Below are 20,082 nucleotides of genomic sequence, written 5' to 3'. Positions count from 1 at the left end.
AATATTCAGCAATCGACCAATCATGTCAGACACTCAACAAGCAGACAGTCGCTTTAGCGACTTCATCCTTTTCCAGGCTCAAAATGCAGGCCTATTCTTAGGTCAGTTACCTCATCCAACTACTGGACAGCGCAGCGTAAACCTCAAAGCTGCAGGCTCTGTAATGAACTGCCTTGAAATGCTCGTCAACAAAACGGCAGGTAACCTCACCGACGTAGAATCTCAACTTCTCGATAAAGCTCTGGTAAACCTCCGCGCTCTTTACAAAGAAGCTGAAGACCTAGGCTAGGCTCTATCAACCTATTCTCTACATAAACACTTAACTAAACACACACGTGCAACAACCATTTTACATCCTCGGCCCCTGTGGACTCGAAAGCGAAGAATTCGCTTGGGACATGGCTCGCTCCCTTAAAGAAATTGCTGACCGACTTGGCATCAATTGGTATTTCAAGGCATCCTACGACAAAGCAAACCGTACATCTGGTGACGCATTCCGCGGCCCTGGTGTTAAAGAAGGCACACGCATACTAGGCGAAATCTCAAAAGAGCTCGGAGTTCCAGTCACCACTGACATCCACACTCCTGAACACGCCGTAATCGCAGCTGAGACTATTGATTTACTTCAAATCCCGGCATTCCTCTGCCGCCAGACCGACCTGCTAGAAGCATGCGCCAAGACTGGTCGCACCGTGAACATCAAGAAAGGACAGTTCCTCGCCCCTTGGGACACGGTAAACATTGCCAAAAAGATGCAAGGCTTTGGCTGCGATGACTTCTACCTAACAGAAAGAGGCGTCTCATTCGGCTACAACAACCTAGTAGCGACATGCGATCACTCTACTGGATGAAAGAAGAAGGCATCCGAGTAATTTTTGATGCCACTCACTCTGTCCAGCGCCCCGGTGGCCTAGGCGGCTCTACTGGTGGCGATGGCATCCTCGCTCCAGTTCTCGCACGTGCCGCAGTAGCTACAGGTGTTGATGGAGTCTTCATGGAAGTCCACTCCAATCCAGCAGAAGCTCTATCTGATGGCCCTAACCAGATCCCCCTCACAGAGATTGAAGGAGTACTCAAACGTCTCATAGCAGTGCACGAAGCGGCTCACGGCTAGGACCACAAAATTCTCTCGAAATGCGCAGCAGCCTTGTCAGCTTAACTTTACCCTTCGCCTTCATCGGAACAATCCCCGCTGCTATGGCTGAGAAAGAAGCACCGCGTACCCTGCCTGCCATGAAGATCCTTCCAGTGGGGAGTACCCTGCACGACCTACGTATCCCGCGATTTAATAAAGATTACGAAACAACCTCCGTACTCATTGCTAAACAAATGGATATCCTCGCTGCACACGAAGTGAAGGGCACCAATGTGGACATAACCGTCTATAAAGACAACCAGCCCCAAGCGACAACTCACCTCGACACTGCATTCTTTCAAGATGATTCAGGGATTATCCATTCTTTGGAGAATCTTACAATTTCTGGTGAGAGCTTTGATATTGCAGCACAAGGACTTATTCTCCACTGGGGAAATCGTACAGGTTTTTTACTAGGAAAAACCCAAACCTTGTTCTACCCTGATAGAGATAAAAAGATGATTTCTCCTGTTAGCAAACCTCTGAATAAAAAGTCACTCGCGGCAGTGAAACCTAAGCTAAAGCCTAAAGCATCACTCCCGTCAGTGAAACCTAAAGCATTAGCTACCGCCGTAGTTACCTTCCCGACCCTTCTCTCAGCAGAGGAACTCACGAACATTGATTCACTCGCTGCCAGCTCCACGCCTCAGATCCAACAAGTCGATCTCCAGGCGCGAAAGGATATCCAAAAAATGGAGCATGTGGCTGACTCTATCACGCAGAGCAAGAAAATCCTCCACTCACAACTTGTGACCACGATTGGAGTCGAGCTGACTCCTGCGTCCGCCGCTGTGCCTCTCATACCTAAACCTGAGAAAGTTCCAGTCACAGTCAATTGTGAAAAGGGAATGTACTTCGATGCGATATCAGGCACGATAGTGTATCAAAAAGACGTCGTCGTCATCCACCCAAAGTACAAGCTCACTTGTTCAGACGAACTCAAGATAATCCTCAAGGAAAAACCTAAATCTGACAAATCTGACAAATCTGACAAATCTGACAAATCTGCAAAACCTGACAAAAATGAAAAGTCAAAGGAGAAAAACTCAGAGCAGAAATCTGGTAACACAGTGACCCCTAACACTAAAAGCCTTGCTCGTTTTAGTGGATTAAGTAAAGCAATAGCTACAGGAAACGTCGTTATTAGATCAAAGGATAAAGACGGAAAACTCATCATCACCCATTCTGATATAGCCACCTACGATGGTGAAACTGGAATCATGATCCTCAGAGGCGACAAACCAACCGTACAACAAGGTGACACTATTGCTCGCATTCTCTCAGATACAGGCTATATTAAAATACTCCCTAACATGAGCGTTCGAATCGAAGGACGGCACGAGATTAAAGCAAATCTCAATGAGCTGCAAAACAACTAGCAGCAACTTTTCACAACCAATGCTAAGCGCAATCACTACTCCCCCTATCAACCAAGCTGGATGTAATCATCCCAGCCAACGCACAGGAAGAAGACTCCTACTCTGTGTAAAAGACCTGAAGAAAGTCTATGGCGGAAGAGCCGTAGTGGATGGTGTTAGCATGACTGTTGGAGACGGTGAAATTGTTGGACTCCTTGGTCCTAACGGCGCTGGCAAGACTACCACTTTCTACATGATCGCGGGACTTGTCCCACCCAACGCAGGGAGCGTCATCTTTAGCGGCAAAGACATCACCAGCCTCCCTATGCACAAACGAGCACGCATTGGCATGGGCTACCTCCCTCAGGAAGAGTCAATCTTCCGCAAGATGACAGTTCAGGAAAACCTCCTCGCGGTTCTTGAAACCCGCAAGAACCTCAACAGAAACGAGCGGAAGGAAAAAGCAGAACAACTCATGGAGCGCTTCCGCATCACCAAGCTACGCGACTCCTTGGCCCTTACTCTTTCCGGCGGTGAAAAACGACGTCTCACTATCGCCCGGTGCCTATGCACCAACCCCAAACTACTCATGCTGGATGAACCTTTTGCCGGTGTTGACCCAAAAGCCGTGGAAGCGATCCACACCATAGTCCGTGAACTTCGTGATAATGATGGACTATCCATTCTCATCACTGACCACCACGTCCGAGAAACTCTTAAAATCGTCGATCACGCCTATGTGATGGACGATGGTAAAGCCATTATCGAAGGAACTGCTGAACAAATAGCTAACGACCCATTAGCTAGGAAGCACTACCTCGGTGAAGACTTCACTCTCTAACCCGCCGAGACATGAGTCTCATCTTTCTAACAATTAGAACCCAAACGAAAGGAATAAAACAACGATGCAAATAAAGAACGTAAATCCACCTATCAATATCGTAGTACGTCACGAAACCATTACAGATGCCATTCGCGAATTCGTGAATAAGAAGATCGGCACTCTGCATCTCGACTACCCAAAGATCATGGAAGCACGTGTTGTGCTAGACGTCCAAAAGAATCGACACGTAGCTGAGATCATCCTCTTCTGCTCGAACCACATCACTATCGATGCCTCCACTGAAGGTCCCGATATGTACGCGGCAATCGATCAGACCATCTCAAAAATCGCACGTCGCATGCGCAAGCATAAGACAAGACTCCTCAAGAAGTATCGCATCAAACCTGAAGACACGATCAAGCACCTTGATGAAAAAGTCTTCGCCCATGACATCCTCGATACGCACCCAACTGAGGCAGAAATCGACCCAGAGCCAATGATCATCCACCGTGAAGGCATCAAGCTCAAAACTCTCTTCAAAGAAGAGGCTATTATGGAACTCGAACTCTCCGATAGACCGTTCTTGGTCTTCAACAATGCGCGTCGCAGCGCACTTCAAATTGTTTACCGTCGTGGAGATGGCGATTACGCAATCATTGAACCGTAAGCGACACTTGCGACCCAGACATTATCAAAGCCCACCTCATAATGATTTGGGCTTTTTCATCAAACGAGCCTTCTCTCACCGATAACTGAGAGAGTACAAACTAACAGATAACTTGACATACGTTTACTGGCAAAGTATTCACCCACAAATAGTTGACTATTGTCAGATTTGGCACTTTTTCTGCTGTTACTAGATTTAGCTCTAGTGAAGCTATCAACAACCTAAAACACACCCTCTATGGCTACTAAGAAGACTACCGTTACCACTAAAAAACTCGCAACAAAAACCGCGAAAAAAGCAGTTAAGAAGGCAACTAAAAAAGCTGGCGCTAAAAAGCTCACTAAAAAAGCAGCTAAAAAGACTGTCAAAAAGGTGAGCAAGGTCACACTGAAGCTCAATCTCAAAACCAAAACTGCGCCTACAGCTGAAGAGATTCAGCAAGCAGCTTACTTCAACTATGTTGAGCGCATTCAATCAGGTCTCTCTGGTTCACCTGAGCATGACTGGGCTAAGGCTGAGCAAGACCTCACATAAGAGCGGTTAGCACAAACTAACCTCTTCATTTCAAAAAGAGCTCCAATCGGAGCTCTTTTTTCTGCGTTATCCATTAACAATAAACACTTAAGCAAATATTGGGCAGCGATAAATATATACGATTCAATCCAGAATTTATCGCTCAACTATGTAAGCTTGTGAAATTTTTCACAATCGTCTTGAAAGACTGTCGATTTTCCTCCTTTTTATGAGTGGCGAAATACCATTCACGATGAGCAATACAAAGACCACAGATTTCGAAGCACCGGACAACGCAAGCAAGACAGCAGAGGCTGTCGCTAATTACAATGCGGAGACCGATGATATGATGGGTGAGAAGATGGTTCTCAACATGGGTCCATCCCACCCAGCCACTCACGGAGTGCTCAGGCTCATTTTAGAATTAGATGGTGAAGTCATCACCAATGCCATTCCAGACGTGGGCTTCCTCCACCGCGGTGATGAAAAGATTGCTGAGAACATGCAATACAACCAATTCATCCCCTACACTGACCGTCTCGACTACCTCGCGCCACTGGCAAACAATGTTGCATACGCCTGCGCTGTTGAGAAGCTCATGGGATGGGAACTCCCCCCACGGGGCCAGGCTATTCGTGTACTCTCATGTGAACTTGCCCGCATCTCCTCCCACATGCTGGGTGTTGGGGTCTGTGCGATGGACGTGGGAGCCATGACGGTCTTCCTCTACACTTTCACCGAGCGTGAAAAACTCTACAACCTCTTTGAGCAACTCACAGGTGCGCGCTTCACTACTTCCTACACTCGCGTAGGTGGTCAGATCCGTGACTTGCCAGAAGGCTTTGATAAAAGTGTGATCACCTTCCTCGATGAATGCGAAGAACAGATTGCGGAGATCGCAACATTGCTCGACAAGAATAAGATCTTCATGAAACGCATGTGCGATGTCGGAGTCATTTCCAAGCAAGACGCCATCGACTACGGCATCACTGGACCTAACCTACGTGCATCCGGTGTGGCTCGTGACCTACGTAAGGATAGCCCTTACCTTGGCTACGAAAAGTACGACTTTGATGTTCCAGTAGCGGAAGAAGGCGATTGTTATGCTCGCTACCAGATTCGTATGGAAGAGATGCGCCAGTCCATCAGAATCATCCGCCAGGTACTGGAGACTATGCCTGAAGGCCCAATCAACATCATTGACCCAAAGAGCACACTTCCAGATAAGGAGCGCGTGCTCATGTCTATGGAGGAACTCATCCACCACTTTATCGTCACCACTCAGGGCATCGATGCCCCGAAAGGCGAAGTTTACTTTGGCCACGAGAACCCGAAAGGCGAACTCGGATTTTACATTCACTCGAAAGGCGGCGGTGTCCCCCATCGTCTCAAGATTCGCTCCCCGTCATTCATCAATCTCTCGATCTGTTCTGAACTGCTAAAAGGAACGACGGTCTCCGACGTACCAGCCATCCTCGGCTCACTTGACTTCGTCATGGGTGAGTGTGACAGATAACCAATCTTAAATTTTTAGATCTTAAATCCATGTCCCAAGACATTCTCGAAAATTCCGTTACCTCACAGCCATCGTCTGGTGACAAAAACTTCAAGCCATTCGAAGCTAGTGCTGAGATCGAAGCACTGGCAGACGAGCGTATCGCCCACTACCCAGTGAGCAAACTCTCAGCTGTTTTACCTCTGCTGCATATTGTGCAACACCACTTTGGCTTCATTTCTAAGGAATCCATCACCTGGGTTGCTGAGAAGTTAGAGATTGAAAAAATCAAAGTTCTCTCAGTTGTTACATTCTATCCAGCATTTCGCCAGAGTGCTCCAGGGAAATTTCACTACCGAGTCTGCCGCACACTATCCTGTGCCATGGCAGGCTCCCACGAGCTAATGGATAAGATTTGTGAAATCACTAATATCGACCGCAGCAAACTTTCCCACCACCACCCGATCGTAGTTTCTCCCTGTGGTAATTACTCTGTAGAATTTGCAGAATGTCTTGCATCCTGTGGTAGTGCGCCAGCCTGCCTAGTCAACGACGACTTCCACGACAATGTCGGCCCAGAAAAAGCCCAAGCACTGATTGACCAATACTCAGTCTAGTAGACGATCCACTTCCTTTGACTCACTTTTCGCTGCACAACACCATGTCAGACATCAAATACCTTCCGGGCAAAGAGCCTCATCCATCCGAGCATCGCTTGATCTTTAAAAATATCGATCGCGAAGGCTGGGACACCAGCATCGACACCTACATCGCCGATGGTGGATATGAGCAGCTCAAAAAAGCAATCACGATGGAACCATCTGCCATCACCAACGAAGTGAAGGCATCAGGCCTACGCGGCCGTGGTGGAGCAGGCTTCCCGACTGGTGTGAAGTGGGGATTCATTCCACCTAACAACACAAAGCCAGTCTACCTCATCTGTAACGCTGACGAGTCCGAGCCTGGTACGTTCAAGGACCGCTACATCCTCCACCAAGATCCACACCAGTTGATCGAAGGCATGGTAATCTCAGCATTCGCTGTTGGAGCCAAGGTTGCATTCATCTACATCCGTGAGGAATTCCCAGAAGCCGCTCTCACTATCGAACGCGCTATTGAAGAAGCTCGAGCGAAGAGTTTAGTAGGAAAAGACATTTTAGGTTCAGGCTTCGACCTCGAAATCTGGGTACACCGTGGTGCTGCGGCCTATATTTGTGGAGAAGAAACTGGCCTCATCGAGTCACTCGAAGGCAAGCGTCCTTACCCTCGCATCAAGCCACCGTACTTCCCAGCGGCCCTTGGCCTCTACATGGCTCCGACCATCGTCAACAACGTCGAGTCACTTTGCCACGTCAAACACATCATCGAGATGGGTGGTGCGGAATACGCCAAACTCGGAGTCGAGCGCAACACAGGAACACGCATTCTTTGCGTTTCAGGCGATGTAAAAAACCCAGGTTACTACGAAGTCCAGGTCGGCAAGGTCACCATGGGCGAATTGCTCAATGACATTTGTGGTGGCCCCAAAGATGGACGCAGCTTCAAAGCGGTCATACCTGGCGGCTCATCTTCAAAAATTCTCCGCTGCGAAGAAGTATTTAAAATCGGCAAAGGCGAAGACGCTAAGGACCTAGCCTTCTGGGACATCCAGATGGACTTTGACACCCTCGCAGCCTGCGGAACCATGGCTGGTTCTGGTGGCGTAATAGTTCTTGATGACTCACGCAAGATGTCATGGGTGCTTAACAACATCAACCACTTCTACGCACACGAATCTTGTGGCCAGTGCACTCCTTGCCGTGAAGGCAATGGCTGGATGAAAAAAATCTCTGACCGCATCGTCAATGGACTCGCCGCCCCTGAAGACATTCAGACACTGGAAGATGTCGCTTACCAAATCGATGGGAAAACCATTTGCGCATTTGGCGAAGCGTCCTCATGGCCAGTCGAAGCCATCATCTCCAAATTCCGAGATGAACTAACCGCCGAGACATCCGAGGACAACCAACGCCTTTCAAAAGAACAGCTCCAACGCGAAGCTTATTTAACTAAGTAGAGATCTCCACTCTGCTAACTACTACCTATTTTCTGCCATGTCCGACACAGTAGACACACCAAAACTTCCTAAAGATCTCGCCGCTGAAAAAGGCCTCGTGAACGTCCAAATTGACGGCCACTGGATTCAGGTGCCTCGTGGCACCCGTATGATCGAAGCCTGTAGAATGGCTGAAGCACAAGTTCCTCATTATTGCTACCACCCGAAGCTTTCCTCACCAGGAAATTGCCGTATGTGTTTGGTGCAAATGGGTATGCCACCGAGACTCGCTCCTGGCGCTGAGCCTACTTTCAACGATGAAGGCTTCCAAGATATTGGTTGGATGCCTCGCCCAGTGATTGCTTGCGCCAATACTGTGGGAGAAAACATGGGTATCCGCACCCAAGGTGATCTAGTCAAAAAGACCCGTGAAGGTGTGATGGAGTTTCTCCTCATCAACCACCCACTCGATTGCCCAATCTGTGACCAAGCTGGTGAATGCTCCCTTCAGGAATTCTCAGTAGAACACGGACGTGGCCAGTCACGCTTTATCGATGACAAGGTAAAGAAGCCTAAGAATGTAGATATCGGACCACGCGTCAACCTCGACGACGAACGCTGCATTATGTGTTCTCGTTGTGTTCGCTTCATGGAGGAGGTCGCAGATGATCCTGTTCTAGGCTTCACTGAGCGCGGCACACACACCACACTCAGCTGTCATCCAGACCGTAAGTTAGATTCTAACTACGGAATGAACACCATCGATCTCTGCCCAGTCGGAGCTCTTACCTCTAAAGATTTCCGCTTCCAGATGCGTGTGTGGTTCCTCAAGGAAACCAATTCCATCGACACCAATTGCGCCACTGGCTGCAACACAACAATCTGGACTAGAGGCAACGAAATCTACCGAGTCACCCCACGTCTCAACAATGACGTAAACTCCGAGTGGATGCCAGACTCACACCGACTTGCTTTCCACGAAGTGCAAGGTGATGACCGTCTCACTGATCCGATGATCAAAGCTGACGGCACTCACGAGGTCACTAACTGGCAAATTGCCATCGAAGCAACCTCTGACGCGCTGAAGCAATTCGAAGGTTCTGAGATAGCCATCGTCGCATCTGCTCGTCAGACAAACGAAGAGCTCTTTCTCACTAAGACTCTTGCTGGCATAGTTGGCTCAAAAAGCATCAGCACAGTTCCCCGCATGGGTGAAGCAGATGGCAAACTCATCTCTGCCGACCGCAACCCTAACAGCAATGGAGCTAAACTCATCTTTGCACAAGACGACCCATCTTCAGGATTAGACACTATCAAAGTAGGCCTCAGCAACGGGTCGATCAAAGCAATCATCGCACTCGGCGAAGACCTCATTGATGATGCTGGATTTAGCCACGATGAACTCGCAGCTGCTGAACTCATAGTAAGCACTAACATCAAGGCCAATGCCACAGCTCAAGCCAGTGACATCGTCCTCCCTAGCTCAAGCTTCGCTGAGAAGCGCGGCACGATGGTCAACGTCACAGGCAGATTGCAGCGACTCAACCAAGCAGTCCAAGCTCCTGGCAATGCTCATGACGATTGGGAAATCCTCCGCGACATCATTCTCAACTACACTGGCGAAGCCAACGACATGTACATGCTCGAAGACATCGTCAAAGTAATCGCACAAACTATTCCAGCCTTTGAAGGTGTGACTTTATCCAAGATTGGCGACCAAGGAATCCAACTCCTCGAAACTGGCGTCACTATCCCTCTGCTAGAGAAAGAAAAGCAGCGCGTAGAAAACCGCGAGATCGTCGGATAACTTGCTTTTTTTTGACAGAATTAACAAAATTTACAGAATTTCCTTACTAATGGAACAAAACTCACAGAAACAAATATATGATCTAGCGGGTCAAGTCATCGGCTGCGCGATGGAAGTGCACCGTGAACTTGGCCACGGTTTCTGTGAATCTCTATACCATAAAGCGCTCATGATTGAACTAGAGGCGATGGGCTTCGAAGTACAATCAGAGCATAAAATTAAAGTTTTTTATAAAGATCATACTGTCGGTGACTTTTCAGCTGATCTATTCGTCAACAATACACTCATCCTTGAGCTAAAAGCAACAAGGGCACTAGACGATACCCATGAGGTCCAATTAGTAAACTACCTCACAGCTACGAATCAGCCTGAAGGGTTACTCATCAATTTCGGAGCTAACAGCCTACAATTTAAAAAGAAATTTAAGAACTACAAACCAAAGAAATCCTCCTTGGTTCGTCATACAGACATAGAATCAACATAATTTTGTAAATTCTGTCAAGAAATCATAATGGACATTCTCATACTCATACTCATCACCATGGTGAAAATCGTAGGTTTCACCTTCGTGCTCACCCTGCCTATCATTGCCTATTCGGTCTATGCTGAGCGTCGTTTTTCGGCGATCCTTCAAGACCGTGTTGGACCTAACCGCACAGGAATCCCTCTTACTCTCTTCGGGTTTAAAAAGGACATTCCGCTTCAAGGTCTTCTGCAGCCACTTGCCGATGGTTTGAAATTTATCCTTAAAGAAGATTTTACTCCGTCACACGTAAATAAGTTCTTCTTCTGGCTAGCCCCGGCACTGACAATGGTTCCGGCTTTGCTCACACTTGCAGTGATTCCATTTGGCTCAGAACTATTTGGTGAAAAGCTCGTTATCGCCGACGTCTCAGTCGGTCCACTTTTCATCTTCGCTATCGCATCGCTCTCCGTCTACGGCATCACCTTTGCTGGATGGGCATCGAACAATAAGTACTCCTTCTTCGGCGGTGTGCGATCTTGTGCGCAGATGATTTCCTACGAAATCGCTCTTGGCCTTTCCGTGATTCCAGTGCTGATGATCTTTGGTCAACTCAACCTCACTAATATCGTTGAATGGCAAGCCCAACACGGCTGGCTACTCTGCCCGATCACCTTCGGCGGCGAGAATGGCTTCGACTTCGGTTTCTATGAATTCGGCGGTCCACTAGGCATCCTCCTGTTGCTGCCTATTTTCCTCTCATTCTTCATCTTTACAGTCTCTATTTTTGCTGAGACAAACCGCATGCCCTTCGACCTTCCAGAGTGTGAAACTGAGCTCGTTGGTGGTTACCATACTGAGTATTCCTCCATGAAGTTCGCACTCTTCTTCCTAGGCGAATATGCAGCAATGATTGTGGGCTCAGCGCTCATCGTCACACTCTTCTTCGGTGGTTGGTCACTTGGCTTCGGTCTTGATGCTCTTCTCAAAGACGACACGGACAACTGGGTCGCCTATGCTGGACTCATTCACCTTGGTGCATTCCTTACTAAGGTGATAGCCTTCATCCTGTTCTTCATTCTCGTTCGCTGGACCGTTCCACGTTTCCGTTACGATCAGCTGATGAAGCTCGGTTGGGTTGTTTTCTTCGAACTCGCACTCATCAATATCCTCGTAGCAGCAGTCATCATGGCAGCACCTAACATGGTCGAACGTGGCGAAATAGGCGCTCTTATAGTTCTCATCATAGGCGTGATCGCCTTCTCCATAGCAATGTTCGTCATTGCTAAGTCACTCGACAAAAAGAAGGCTCCCCAGAGCCTCTAACTCCCTTTCAAAAATAACTTTCAACGATTAACAACCACCACAATGGCTGAAGTCAAAAAACTCAAACGTCCAGAACTTAACACTGGTGAAAAGCTCTACCTCATTGCTCTCGCCAAGGGAGCAATGGTAACTCTCAAGCACGCGGTCAAATCTGTGACTGGCAAATCACGCGGTGCTACCGGGCTCAATTCCTCAGGTCTCGGCATCACGATGCAGTTCCCTGAACAAAGGTGGGACGACTTCCTCCCTGAGTACTATCGCGGTGCACCAGCCCTCGTCACCGACGAGCAAGATCGCGAGCGCTGTGTTTCCTGCCAGCTTTGTGAATTTATCTGTCCACCTAAAGCCATCAAAATCATTCCCGCTGAGATCCCTGCTGATGATGAGTGGGCAAAAGTTGAGAAGCGTCCGAAGGAATTTGATATCGACATGACTCGCTGCATCTATTGCGGCATGTGTGAAGAAGTCTGCCCTGAGCAGGCAATCTACCTCCGCAAAGAATACCTTATCACAGGCACATCCCGAGAAGACATGGTACACAACAAAGCCAAACTTTACGAAATCGGCGGCAAGCGCGTCGGCCTCGTCAACAAATGGAATGAGCTTAAGTAACTGCATTCCTAATTTTTAACTCTTAATTAATCATGCCTACTCCACTCTTTTACCTCTTCGCCGTTATCATGCTCGCTGGCGGCATCGGCATTGTTGCAATGAGGAACCCAGTCGCTAGCGCTTTTTCGATGATTGTTTCATTCATCGGGCTCGCGGCACTCTTCGTCGGACTCAATGCTTACTTCGTCGGGATCCTCCAAATCCTCGTCTACACAGGCGCGGTGATGGTGCTCTTCCTGTTTATCATCATGCTTCTTGATCTAAAAAAAGAAGAAGATCGTGAGACTAAGACCCCAACTCTCCTAGCGGGTATAATCATCCCACTCTTGCTCGTGCTTCAACTCGTTGCAGTCTTCCAGACAAGCGACCTCGGTGACTTCAAACCGATTACCAAGGACTCACTCATCGCTGCTGAGGCACAGCTACCTAACGACATTCCTGCTGATAGCCAGATTCGCAAAGAGCTGAAACAAGGATCACTTCCTGATGTGAACCTGATCGGTCAGAAACTCTTCACGGAATACAACTTCCCGCTTCAGGTCATTGGTATTCTCCTACTCGTTGCCACGGTCGGCTGCGTCTCACTCTCCAAGAAGCTCATCCCAAAAGCGTAATCGGTTCGCCTGAACCGCACTTTTCCTAATAACGGATAACCAATAACCGCTAACGATTTTATGCCCACCGCATCACTCACCGAATACCTCTTCATTTCTGGCATCCTATTTTCTATAGGTCTCGCTGGTGTGATCATTCGCCGCAATATCATCGTCATCTTTATGTGTCTCGAGCTGATGCTCGCTGCCGCATCGCTGACACTCGTCGCATTCTCACGCGCCAACGAAGTTAAAGGTCTACCTGACTACGACGGCCAAATGTTTGTCTTCTTTGTCATCACCGTAGCCGCAGCCGAAGTCGCTGTGGGTCTCGCCATCATCGTCGCTCTCTACAGAGCACGCCAAACAGTCAACACAAAGGATCTCACCTCACTTCAGGGATAATTTCAAAGTAGTTTCTCGTATGCACCCATCACTCTTACTCATACTTCCGCTGGTCTCAGCCGTAGTGATCCACTTTTTTCTCCAGCAGAAAAGGGCATCCATTGCAGCTCTTGTAGGAACACTCGTTACAGCCGCAACTCTAGGTCTATCCTTGATGCTGCTTGGTAGCGAAAACTCCACCACTCTGTTCAACTGGATTCAAGTAGGCGACTTCAAGATCGATATCGGTCTCAAGCTCGACCAACTTTCTACAGGAATGATGATTGTCGTCTCGGGCATTGGCCTGTTAGTCCACGTGTTCTCGCTGGGCTATATGAAAGACGACGAAGCTAAAGCGCGCTACTTCGGAAACCTGTCGCTCTTCATGTTCTCCATGACTGGCATCGTCCTCGCCAGCAACTTCATCATGATGTTCATCTTCTGGGAGCTTGTGGGACTTTCCTCCTACTTACTCATTGGCCATTGGTATCAGAAGGACAGCGCAGCAGATGCGGCAAAGAAAGCCTTCCTCTCCAACCGTGTTGGTGACTTTGGTTTCCTCATTGGTATCCTCATGATCTGGGGCATCTCGGGCTCTGTGGTATTCGACGAAATGTCACTCACAGCAGGAACTCCATTTCTAGCAGCGGCAGTGCTCTTGGTATTCTGTGGAGCTATTGGTAAATCCGCCCAGCTTCCACTCCACGTCTGGCTTCCTGATGCGATGGAAGGACCAACTCCAGTGTCCGCCCTGATCCATGCCGCGACAATGGTGGCAGCGGGTGTCTACATGATGGCACGCTTCTTCTATTCCGTCGGTATCGACGTGATCCCAGAGTGTTCCGCAATGACGATCGCTTGGATAGGTGGCATCACTTCATTATTTGCCGCACTGATGGCAACTCAGCAGGACGACATCAAGAAGATCCTAGCCTACTCCACTCTTTCTCAACTTGGCTACATGGTCATGGCTGTTGGACTAGTTGACCCGAATGCTGGCATGTTCCACCTCTACACTCACGCTTGGTTCAAGGCTCTTCTCTTCCTCGGTTCTGGTGCAGTCATCTACGCTTGCCACCACGAGCAAAACATCTGGAAAATGGGTGGCCTGCTGAAGAAGATGCCAGTCACTGGCTGGACATTCATCATCGGTACCCTCTGCCTCACCGCCGTCCCAGGAACTTCTGGTTTCTTCTCGAAGGAAGGCATCCTCCATGCTGCCCATGATAAAAGCCACTTCCTCTTCGGTATCGCTGTCGTCGTTGCAGCTTTGACTACGTTCTACATGTTCCGCCTCATCTTCATTGCCTTCCTAGGTAAGGCTAAAAACAAGCACGCTGAGCACGCGAAAGAAGTACCACTCATCATGGGTGTCCCACTTATTCTACTGGCGGTGATGGCCCTTTTCTCACCATTTCTTGGGTCACTTATTCCAGCAGTCGATGGCTTCCACCCGCACATTGGTATTGAAATGAACCTTGTGACCGGTTGCTCAATTGGCGCATTCATCCTCGGACTAGCCGGAGCGATCGTTCTCTATAAAGAAAAGGAATCTGACCCACTTGCTGGCAATGCGGTGATGAAGGTCTTCCGCAACAAGTTCTACTTCGATGAATTCTACGCCAAGCTCATCAAGGTTTTCCAAGACCTCGTCGCAGCAGTCGTTCACTTCCTCGATGAATTTGTTATCAATGGCCTAGTCGTAGGCGGACTCACTCGACTCGCTCAGGGAACTGGCAACATCTTCCGTGCCAAAATGCAGACTGGTAGCCTACAAAACTACGCGTTCCTCTTTGGCGCAGGAATCATCCTCGTCATCTACCTCACAGTTTTTCTCTAATTCCTTCTAACTTCACCATTCTATCACCATGCTTTTAGCATTACTTCTCATCATCCCGCTTGCCGCGTCGATTGCGATACTCGCAGGAGCGCCCGCACGACTCACCACTCTCGGTGCTGCAGCTCTCAATCTTATCCTCGGATTGTTTGCCGCATGTTGCCCCGACTGTGCAGGCACTATCAGCTGGCTTGTTCTTGAATCACCAGCCATTCACTTCAGCCTCGGCCTCGATGGCATGAGCGCAGTGATGCTCGTGCTCTCAGTCATAGTCACACTCGCTGCTGCACTCAGTGGCTCATGCCCAGAAGGCAGAGAGAAACTTTGGTACTCTAGCATCTTGCTTATCGCAGCAGGAGCAATTGGAGCATTCATCTCCACTGACCTGTTCTTCTTCTACGCATTCCACGAGCTCGCACTCATCCCGACCTTCTTGATGATCGGCATCCTTGGCCGTGGCGGTAACGAGCGTAAAGCTGTCGCTTGGAAAACCACGGTTTACCTAGCCTTTGGATCCATCGTTCTTCTCGCTGGAATCATACTTGCTGGCACTCAACTAGAAAGTTTCTCGTTTGAACACCTCGCAGCTGTTGAGAACCACCAAAATGCTATCGCCCTTCTCTTGATCATCGGCTTTGGCACACTGGTCTCACTCTTCCCCTTCCATTCATGGGCAGCCCCAGCCTACGCCTCGGCTCCAGCTCCAATCGCCATGCTCCACGCCGGTGTGCTAAAAAAGTTTGGCCTCTACGGTTTACTCCGTGTCGGTCTCGCCGTTGCTCCAGAAGGAATGCAACACTGGCTCAACCTTCTTCTTGTACTACTCCTTTGTAACATTATCTGGGTTGGTTTCGTGACTATCAACCAGAAGAACCTCGCGAGTATGCTTGGTAATTCCTCAGTAATGCACATGGGTTACATCTTCCTCGCAATTGCGGCTGCGATTGCCTCTGGCGGAAATATTTTCACAGCCGACGGCGGACTCACTCTCGCAGCCTCTGCTGCAGTTCTTCTGATGTTTGCTCACGGTATCTCTATCGCCCTTTCCTTCTCACTTGCGGATAGAATCGAAGCGAAGACTGGCACGCTCGAGATGAACAAGCTCGGTGGTCTTGCTAAGACCGCTCCGAAACTCTGTTTCCTCTTCGGTCTTGTAGCGATGGCCTCCATCGGTCTTCCTGGCCTCGCTAACTTCGCCGGTGAAATCATGGTCTTCCTCTCTGGATTTGAAGGATGGACCAGCGACCAGGAACTCGGCCCCGTCCAGATAGCTACCATCATAGCTATCTGGGGAGTCGTGATGAGCGCCGTCTACATGCTCCGCGCTTTCCGTAACACCTTCCAAGGACCGCTCGAAGCAAAGTGTGAAAACGTCACCGACCTCAGTCTCCTAGAAAAAGCCCCAGCCATCCTACTCAGCCTCGTGCTACTCGCTGTCGGCCTCTACCCAAATGTCCTGCTCAACCTTCTCAAGTAGTTTTTAAAACCACACCACTTTCATGCAATACTACCTAGAATTCATCGTCGCGGGACTTGGTCTCGTACTCTTACTTTGGGAAGCCTTCGCGGCTCCTAAAAAGAAAGCCACACTTGCGATAGCTGGTGCAGCAGGACTCACAGTCGTTCTCTTAGCTCTGATCGGCACCTCATGCAGTTCATGTGCCAGCGAAACTCCCCAATGGATGGCTCGTTTTGTCAACAACGACAGCTACGCTCTTTTCTTCAAGGGATTTGCTCTTATTAGCACCATATTGGTCTTACTCATGAGCTTTGACTTCCAAAAGATCATCAACAAGTTCACCAGCCCAGATGGGTCCGACACCAATGCTGGCGAATTCTATTGCCTGCCAATCTTTGCCTGTGCCGGCCTGATGTGGATGGCATCTGCAACTGACCTCGTATCCATTTTCGTAGCTCTCGAGCTAGTCACCATCACCTTCTACGTGATGGTTGCCTTCATGCGACGCAATGTCGGCTCACTCGAAGCAGGTGTTAAATACCTCATCCTCGGCGCGCTCTCCACAGGCTTCCTAGTTTATGGTATTGCTTGGGTTTATGGAGCAACGGGAACTACTGAAATCGCCAAATTCGTCGATCTCGAATCCTCATCTGCTCTCCTCTTCGGTCTCGCGCTGATCATCATCTCACTAGGTTTCAAGGTCGGTGCTGCGCCGATGCAACTCTGGATTCCAGATGTTTACCAAGGTGCTCCGACTCCGATCACAGCATTCCTTTCTGTCGCCTCAAAAGCCGCTGGCTTTGGTGTAGCGATCACCATCTTGCGACCATTCCTCGCCTCCCCTGCGACTCAAGGATCAGTCGTCACTATTCTCGTAGTGATGGCTGCGGCAACCTTACTTTTCGGTAACCTCGCAGCACTATCGCAGACAAACTTCAAGCGACTCCTCGCCTATTCCTCCATCGCCCACGCGGGCTTCTTGCTCTTAGGTTTAGCGACTAGCGCGTTTGATTCAGTCCTCTTCTACCTTGCTACGTACCTGGTCATGACATTTGCAGCCTTCTTCGTACTCGCGCTCATCCGCAGTGAAGAAGACTCCGAAGAAATCAGCGCCCTCAATGGACTTGCAAAACGCAATCCTCTACTTGCTGGAGCACTAACCATCATCATGGCTTCCATGGCCGGTGTCCCACTCACTGCTGGATTCGTCGGTAAATTTAAAATCTTCGAAGCGGCTCTTAGTAACCTCGATAAAGTAAGCTGGCTTGTCATCGTCATCGCCTTCATCGGTGCTGCAGCAGGTTTTTACTACTACTTCAAAATCATCCGTGCAATCTACTGGAACACTAACGAAAACCAATCAGCCATCCAGCTCCCACTGATTACTAAAGTGTCAGTGATCGTGCTCACCATTGCGCTCTTGGTATTTGGAGTATTCCCACTACCAATCTTCAACCTGATAGGCTAACCCAGCCTAGTGGATCACAGATCTTTGAGGGTTTTCACTTTGCCTGAAAACGCTCTGAGACCAGTACCAGTCTCAGCCGAGAACTCTCGGATCTGAGACTTCTTTTTTACATCAATTACTGCTTCCTCAGGCTCCGCTAATTTTTCTACAACTGGAGTCGTCTCGACAACTAATACTGGAATAGGTGCTTCAGCTTCAACAAGCTTCTCAGCCTGTTTTTGTGTATTAAGATAAGCGTAACTGAGCCCATCGCTATTAGCTTGAGCCATGGAATGACGAAACTCTAAAGCCTTAGCCTCGCCATAGCCCATAATAACCATGCCCGTACAGCCAGCTATAACCATTATAGTACAGAGTGTAATACGTGTGTTTGGTCGGGTGACAGCATGATAGAGGTCACCAACCACCGGGATAACACTGAACCATTTTGCACCTTGCCGCATTTGATAGACTCTGGCTGCGGACAATCCGACTGCCAGGACTACAAACAGATAGAGGCCGACAATATAATGGCGAATATCTGAGTAAATAACACTGAGGATAATTGTGAGAATCATCGCAGCAAAAATTACCCACACCTCAGGGCCCAACCAAGCAATAGCCTCCTTCTTTAAAGTCTGCTCTACTTCTTCCTTTTCTGATTCATCTTCGAGTTTCGCAGCTTCCAACTTGGCAATTTCTTCTTGAGCTTGCTGCTTATTTGTCAGAAATGCAGCTTTGGTTTCAGCACAACTTGCTGCGGTGACCCAATCACCGAGTAAGGCATGCCATACCAAAGTCGCTTCAGTCACCTTCTCTTGATGACAAAGTTTATTAAGCTGATCTAGACTGACTGGCCCCTTGATCTTGTCACCGATCGTAAAGTACCACTCAGCATCTTCAGGCAGTATCTGATCCTCACCTTTATCTATGGCTGATTTGGTATTCTTTGTTCCTGTATTTGGTACAGCAGGCCTCTCGCCAACTGGGGAGGAATGCGAAAAACTATTACTTAAGAATATTGATGCTTTTTTTGGGAGATCTAGATCTTTGCCGACAGCGAGTGACTCCACAGAGATATTGCGTATAAGACGGCTGTTCATTCCTTCCAATATCAATGTCGTGGGTAAGGTCATCTCTACTTCCTCCTGTTGTGACAACTCAATCGCCACAAGCTCCGACAATGCCTTCTTACAGCTCTCAACCCGTTCAGATAAGTCTTTACCTAGTAATGAATCTAACCAGAAACACAGAGCTGGACTAATATCTGGGCGATACTGCGCTACTGAAACATAATTTCCTGTGATATGTGAAGCCATCACCTGGACTGAAGAGTCCCCTTGAAATGGATATACCCCAACTAGCAAATAATAGAGCACACAGCCTAAAGCATACAGATCAGTCTGGGGGGTAGGTTGACCACCATCAAACAACTCTGGGGCCATCACGTAGATCGAGCCCAGCAGCTTGGTCGTCGTTCCTTTCTCCCCGGGTGGCGGCGACATCCCAAAATCATAAATTTTGGCTTCGTAATGGTCCTCAGAGGCGAGACAAAGCATGATATTCTCAGGCTTAATGTCACAATGCAGCACCCCTGCCGCATGGGCTGATGCTAATGCCTGCAATATCTGACCAGCAACATTTTTAAAGTCACTCATCTGGAGCAAATGCCGCTTCACTAATTTGTCTAATGAAACCCCCTGTAGAAGCTCCATCACGATATCATCGCAATCAGTCTTCGAGCTGATGTCATAAATCGATACAATATTTGGATGCTGCATCGCAGCAAGCACACGAGCCTCCCTTAGAAGTTGTTCCCGCAGTTCATCCTCGCCTAATGATTTATCGAGTCGCTTGAGCGCGACTTCACGGTGCAGCATTGTATCATGGGCCTTATAAACGGACCCAAAGCCACCAGAACCTAAAGCTTCTAATATTGTATATCTCTCCTCCATGCTTATACGTGTTGCCATCTTGGTATTCTACCAGTGCGGGGGAATGGAGGGGAAATCAGCAGAATAATTGGAGGATACCCTACATTATGTCAAACTTCAAATCACCACAAAAACTTAAAAGATCGTTTAAAATACAAACCTCAGAGACCAAACCTAACAGATATAAGCAACTA

General features: G+C 48.6%; 18 protein-coding genes and 1 pseudogene. 18 read left to right on the top strand and 1 reads right to left on the bottom strand.

The features are described from left to right. Nucleotides 1-22: 22 nt before the first annotated feature. The 18 genes and pseudogenes from BSZ32_RS14610 (at nt 23) to BSZ32_RS14525 (ending at nt 17,975) form a co-directional block, all read left to right on the top strand. On the top strand, nt 23-289 hold the full coding sequence (locus BSZ32_RS14610; RefSeq protein WP_105044100.1) for a DUF1844 domain-containing protein: 267 nt from the start codon (nt 23-25) through the stop codon (nt 287-289). 109 nt (nt 290-398) lie between these two features. Then, nucleotides 399-1,114, top strand: a pseudogene (gene kdsA / locus BSZ32_RS20415) (3-deoxy-8-phosphooctulonate synthase). A gap of 20 nt (nt 1,115-1,134) precedes the next feature. Then, nucleotides 1,135-2,514 (top strand): hypothetical protein, encoded by a 1,380-nt coding sequence (locus BSZ32_RS14600; RefSeq protein ID WP_105044099.1) that lies wholly within the window; start codon nt 1,135-1,137, stop codon nt 2,512-2,514. A 19-nt stretch (nt 2,515-2,533) separates the two neighbouring features. Further along, nucleotides 2,534-3,334, top strand: coding sequence for an LPS export ABC transporter ATP-binding protein (gene lptB, locus BSZ32_RS14595; protein WP_105044098.1), 801 nt, complete (start codon nt 2,534-2,536; stop codon nt 3,332-3,334). A 64-nt stretch (nt 3,335-3,398) separates the two neighbouring features. Beyond that, nucleotides 3,399-3,983: a ribosome hibernation-promoting factor, HPF/YfiA family gene (hpf, locus tag BSZ32_RS14590; RefSeq protein WP_105044097.1), complete on the top strand. Its 585-nt coding sequence runs from the start codon at nt 3,399-3,401 to the stop codon at nt 3,981-3,983. A gap of 237 nt (nt 3,984-4,220) precedes the next feature. Next, nucleotides 4,221-4,517 carry a hypothetical protein gene (locus BSZ32_RS14585; protein WP_105044096.1) on the top strand — a complete coding sequence of 99 codons (297 nt, stop codon included), beginning with the start codon at nt 4,221-4,223 and terminating at the stop codon, nt 4,515-4,517. 232 nt (nt 4,518-4,749) lie between these two features. Beyond that, nucleotides 4,750-6,012 (top strand): NADH dehydrogenase (quinone) subunit D, encoded by a 1,263-nt coding sequence (gene nuoD, locus BSZ32_RS14580; protein ID WP_105044865.1) that lies wholly within the window; start codon nt 4,750-4,752, stop codon nt 6,010-6,012. Nucleotides 6,013-6,041: 29 nt separating this feature from the next. Continuing rightward, nucleotides 6,042-6,608 (top strand): NADH-quinone oxidoreductase subunit NuoE family protein, encoded by a 567-nt coding sequence (locus BSZ32_RS14575; RefSeq protein ID WP_105044095.1) that lies wholly within the window; start codon nt 6,042-6,044, stop codon nt 6,606-6,608. Nucleotides 6,609-6,652: 44 nt separating this feature from the next. Next, nucleotides 6,653-8,047, top strand: coding sequence for an NADH-quinone oxidoreductase subunit NuoF (nuoF, locus tag BSZ32_RS14570; RefSeq protein WP_105044094.1), 1,395 nt, complete (start codon nt 6,653-6,655; stop codon nt 8,045-8,047). A gap of 37 nt (nt 8,048-8,084) precedes the next feature. Next, nucleotides 8,085-9,833, top strand: coding sequence for an NADH-quinone oxidoreductase subunit G (locus BSZ32_RS14565; protein WP_105044093.1), 1,749 nt, complete (start codon nt 8,085-8,087; stop codon nt 9,831-9,833). A 49-nt stretch (nt 9,834-9,882) separates the two neighbouring features. Beyond that, nucleotides 9,883-10,317, top strand: coding sequence for a GxxExxY protein (locus BSZ32_RS14560; RefSeq protein WP_105044092.1), 435 nt, complete (start codon nt 9,883-9,885; stop codon nt 10,315-10,317). Nucleotides 10,318-10,344: 27 nt separating this feature from the next. After that, nucleotides 10,345-11,622 (top strand): complex I subunit 1/NuoH family protein, encoded by a 1,278-nt coding sequence (locus BSZ32_RS14555; protein ID WP_105044091.1) that lies wholly within the window; start codon nt 10,345-10,347, stop codon nt 11,620-11,622. Nucleotides 11,623-11,664: 42 nt separating this feature from the next. Beyond that, nucleotides 11,665-12,234, top strand: a complete 570-nt coding sequence (locus BSZ32_RS14550; protein WP_105044090.1) for a NuoI/complex I 23 kDa subunit family protein — start codon at nt 11,665-11,667, stop codon at nt 12,232-12,234. 32 nt (nt 12,235-12,266) lie between these two features. Next, nucleotides 12,267-12,848, top strand: coding sequence for an NADH-quinone oxidoreductase subunit J family protein (locus BSZ32_RS14545; protein ID WP_105044089.1), 582 nt, complete (start codon nt 12,267-12,269; stop codon nt 12,846-12,848). Nucleotides 12,849-12,908: 60 nt separating this feature from the next. After that, nucleotides 12,909-13,232, top strand: coding sequence for an NADH-quinone oxidoreductase subunit NuoK (nuoK, locus tag BSZ32_RS14540; RefSeq protein ID WP_105044088.1), 324 nt, complete (start codon nt 12,909-12,911; stop codon nt 13,230-13,232). Nucleotides 13,233-13,251: 19 nt separating this feature from the next. Further along, on the top strand, nt 13,252-15,051 hold the full coding sequence (gene nuoL, locus BSZ32_RS14535; RefSeq protein WP_105044087.1) for an NADH-quinone oxidoreductase subunit L: 1,800 nt from the start codon (nt 13,252-13,254) through the stop codon (nt 15,049-15,051). 28 nt (nt 15,052-15,079) lie between these two features. Continuing rightward, on the top strand, nt 15,080-16,525 hold the full coding sequence (locus BSZ32_RS14530; protein ID WP_105044086.1) for a complex I subunit 4 family protein: 1,446 nt from the start codon (nt 15,080-15,082) through the stop codon (nt 16,523-16,525). 22 nt (nt 16,526-16,547) lie between these two features. Then, entirely contained in the window at nt 16,548-17,975 is a 1,428-nt protein-coding gene (locus BSZ32_RS14525) for an NADH-quinone oxidoreductase subunit N (RefSeq protein ID WP_105044085.1), read from the top strand. 14 nt (nt 17,976-17,989) lie between these two features. On the opposite strand, the gene BSZ32_RS14520 is transcribed toward BSZ32_RS14525, so the two are convergent. Beyond that, nucleotides 17,990-19,909 carry a protein kinase domain-containing protein gene (locus tag BSZ32_RS14520; protein WP_240610729.1) on the bottom strand — a complete coding sequence of 640 codons (1,920 nt, stop codon included), beginning with the start codon at nt 19,907-19,909 and terminating at the stop codon, nt 17,990-17,992. Between the last annotated feature and the right edge of the window lie 173 nt (nt 19,910-20,082).

This window comes from Rubritalea profundi (assembly GCF_002954445.1).
GTDB lineage: Bacteria > Verrucomicrobiota > Verrucomicrobiia > Verrucomicrobiales > Akkermansiaceae > Rubritalea > Rubritalea profundi.
Note: the sequence above shows the minus strand (reverse complement) of the source record. Positions and strands in the feature narration are given on the sequence as shown.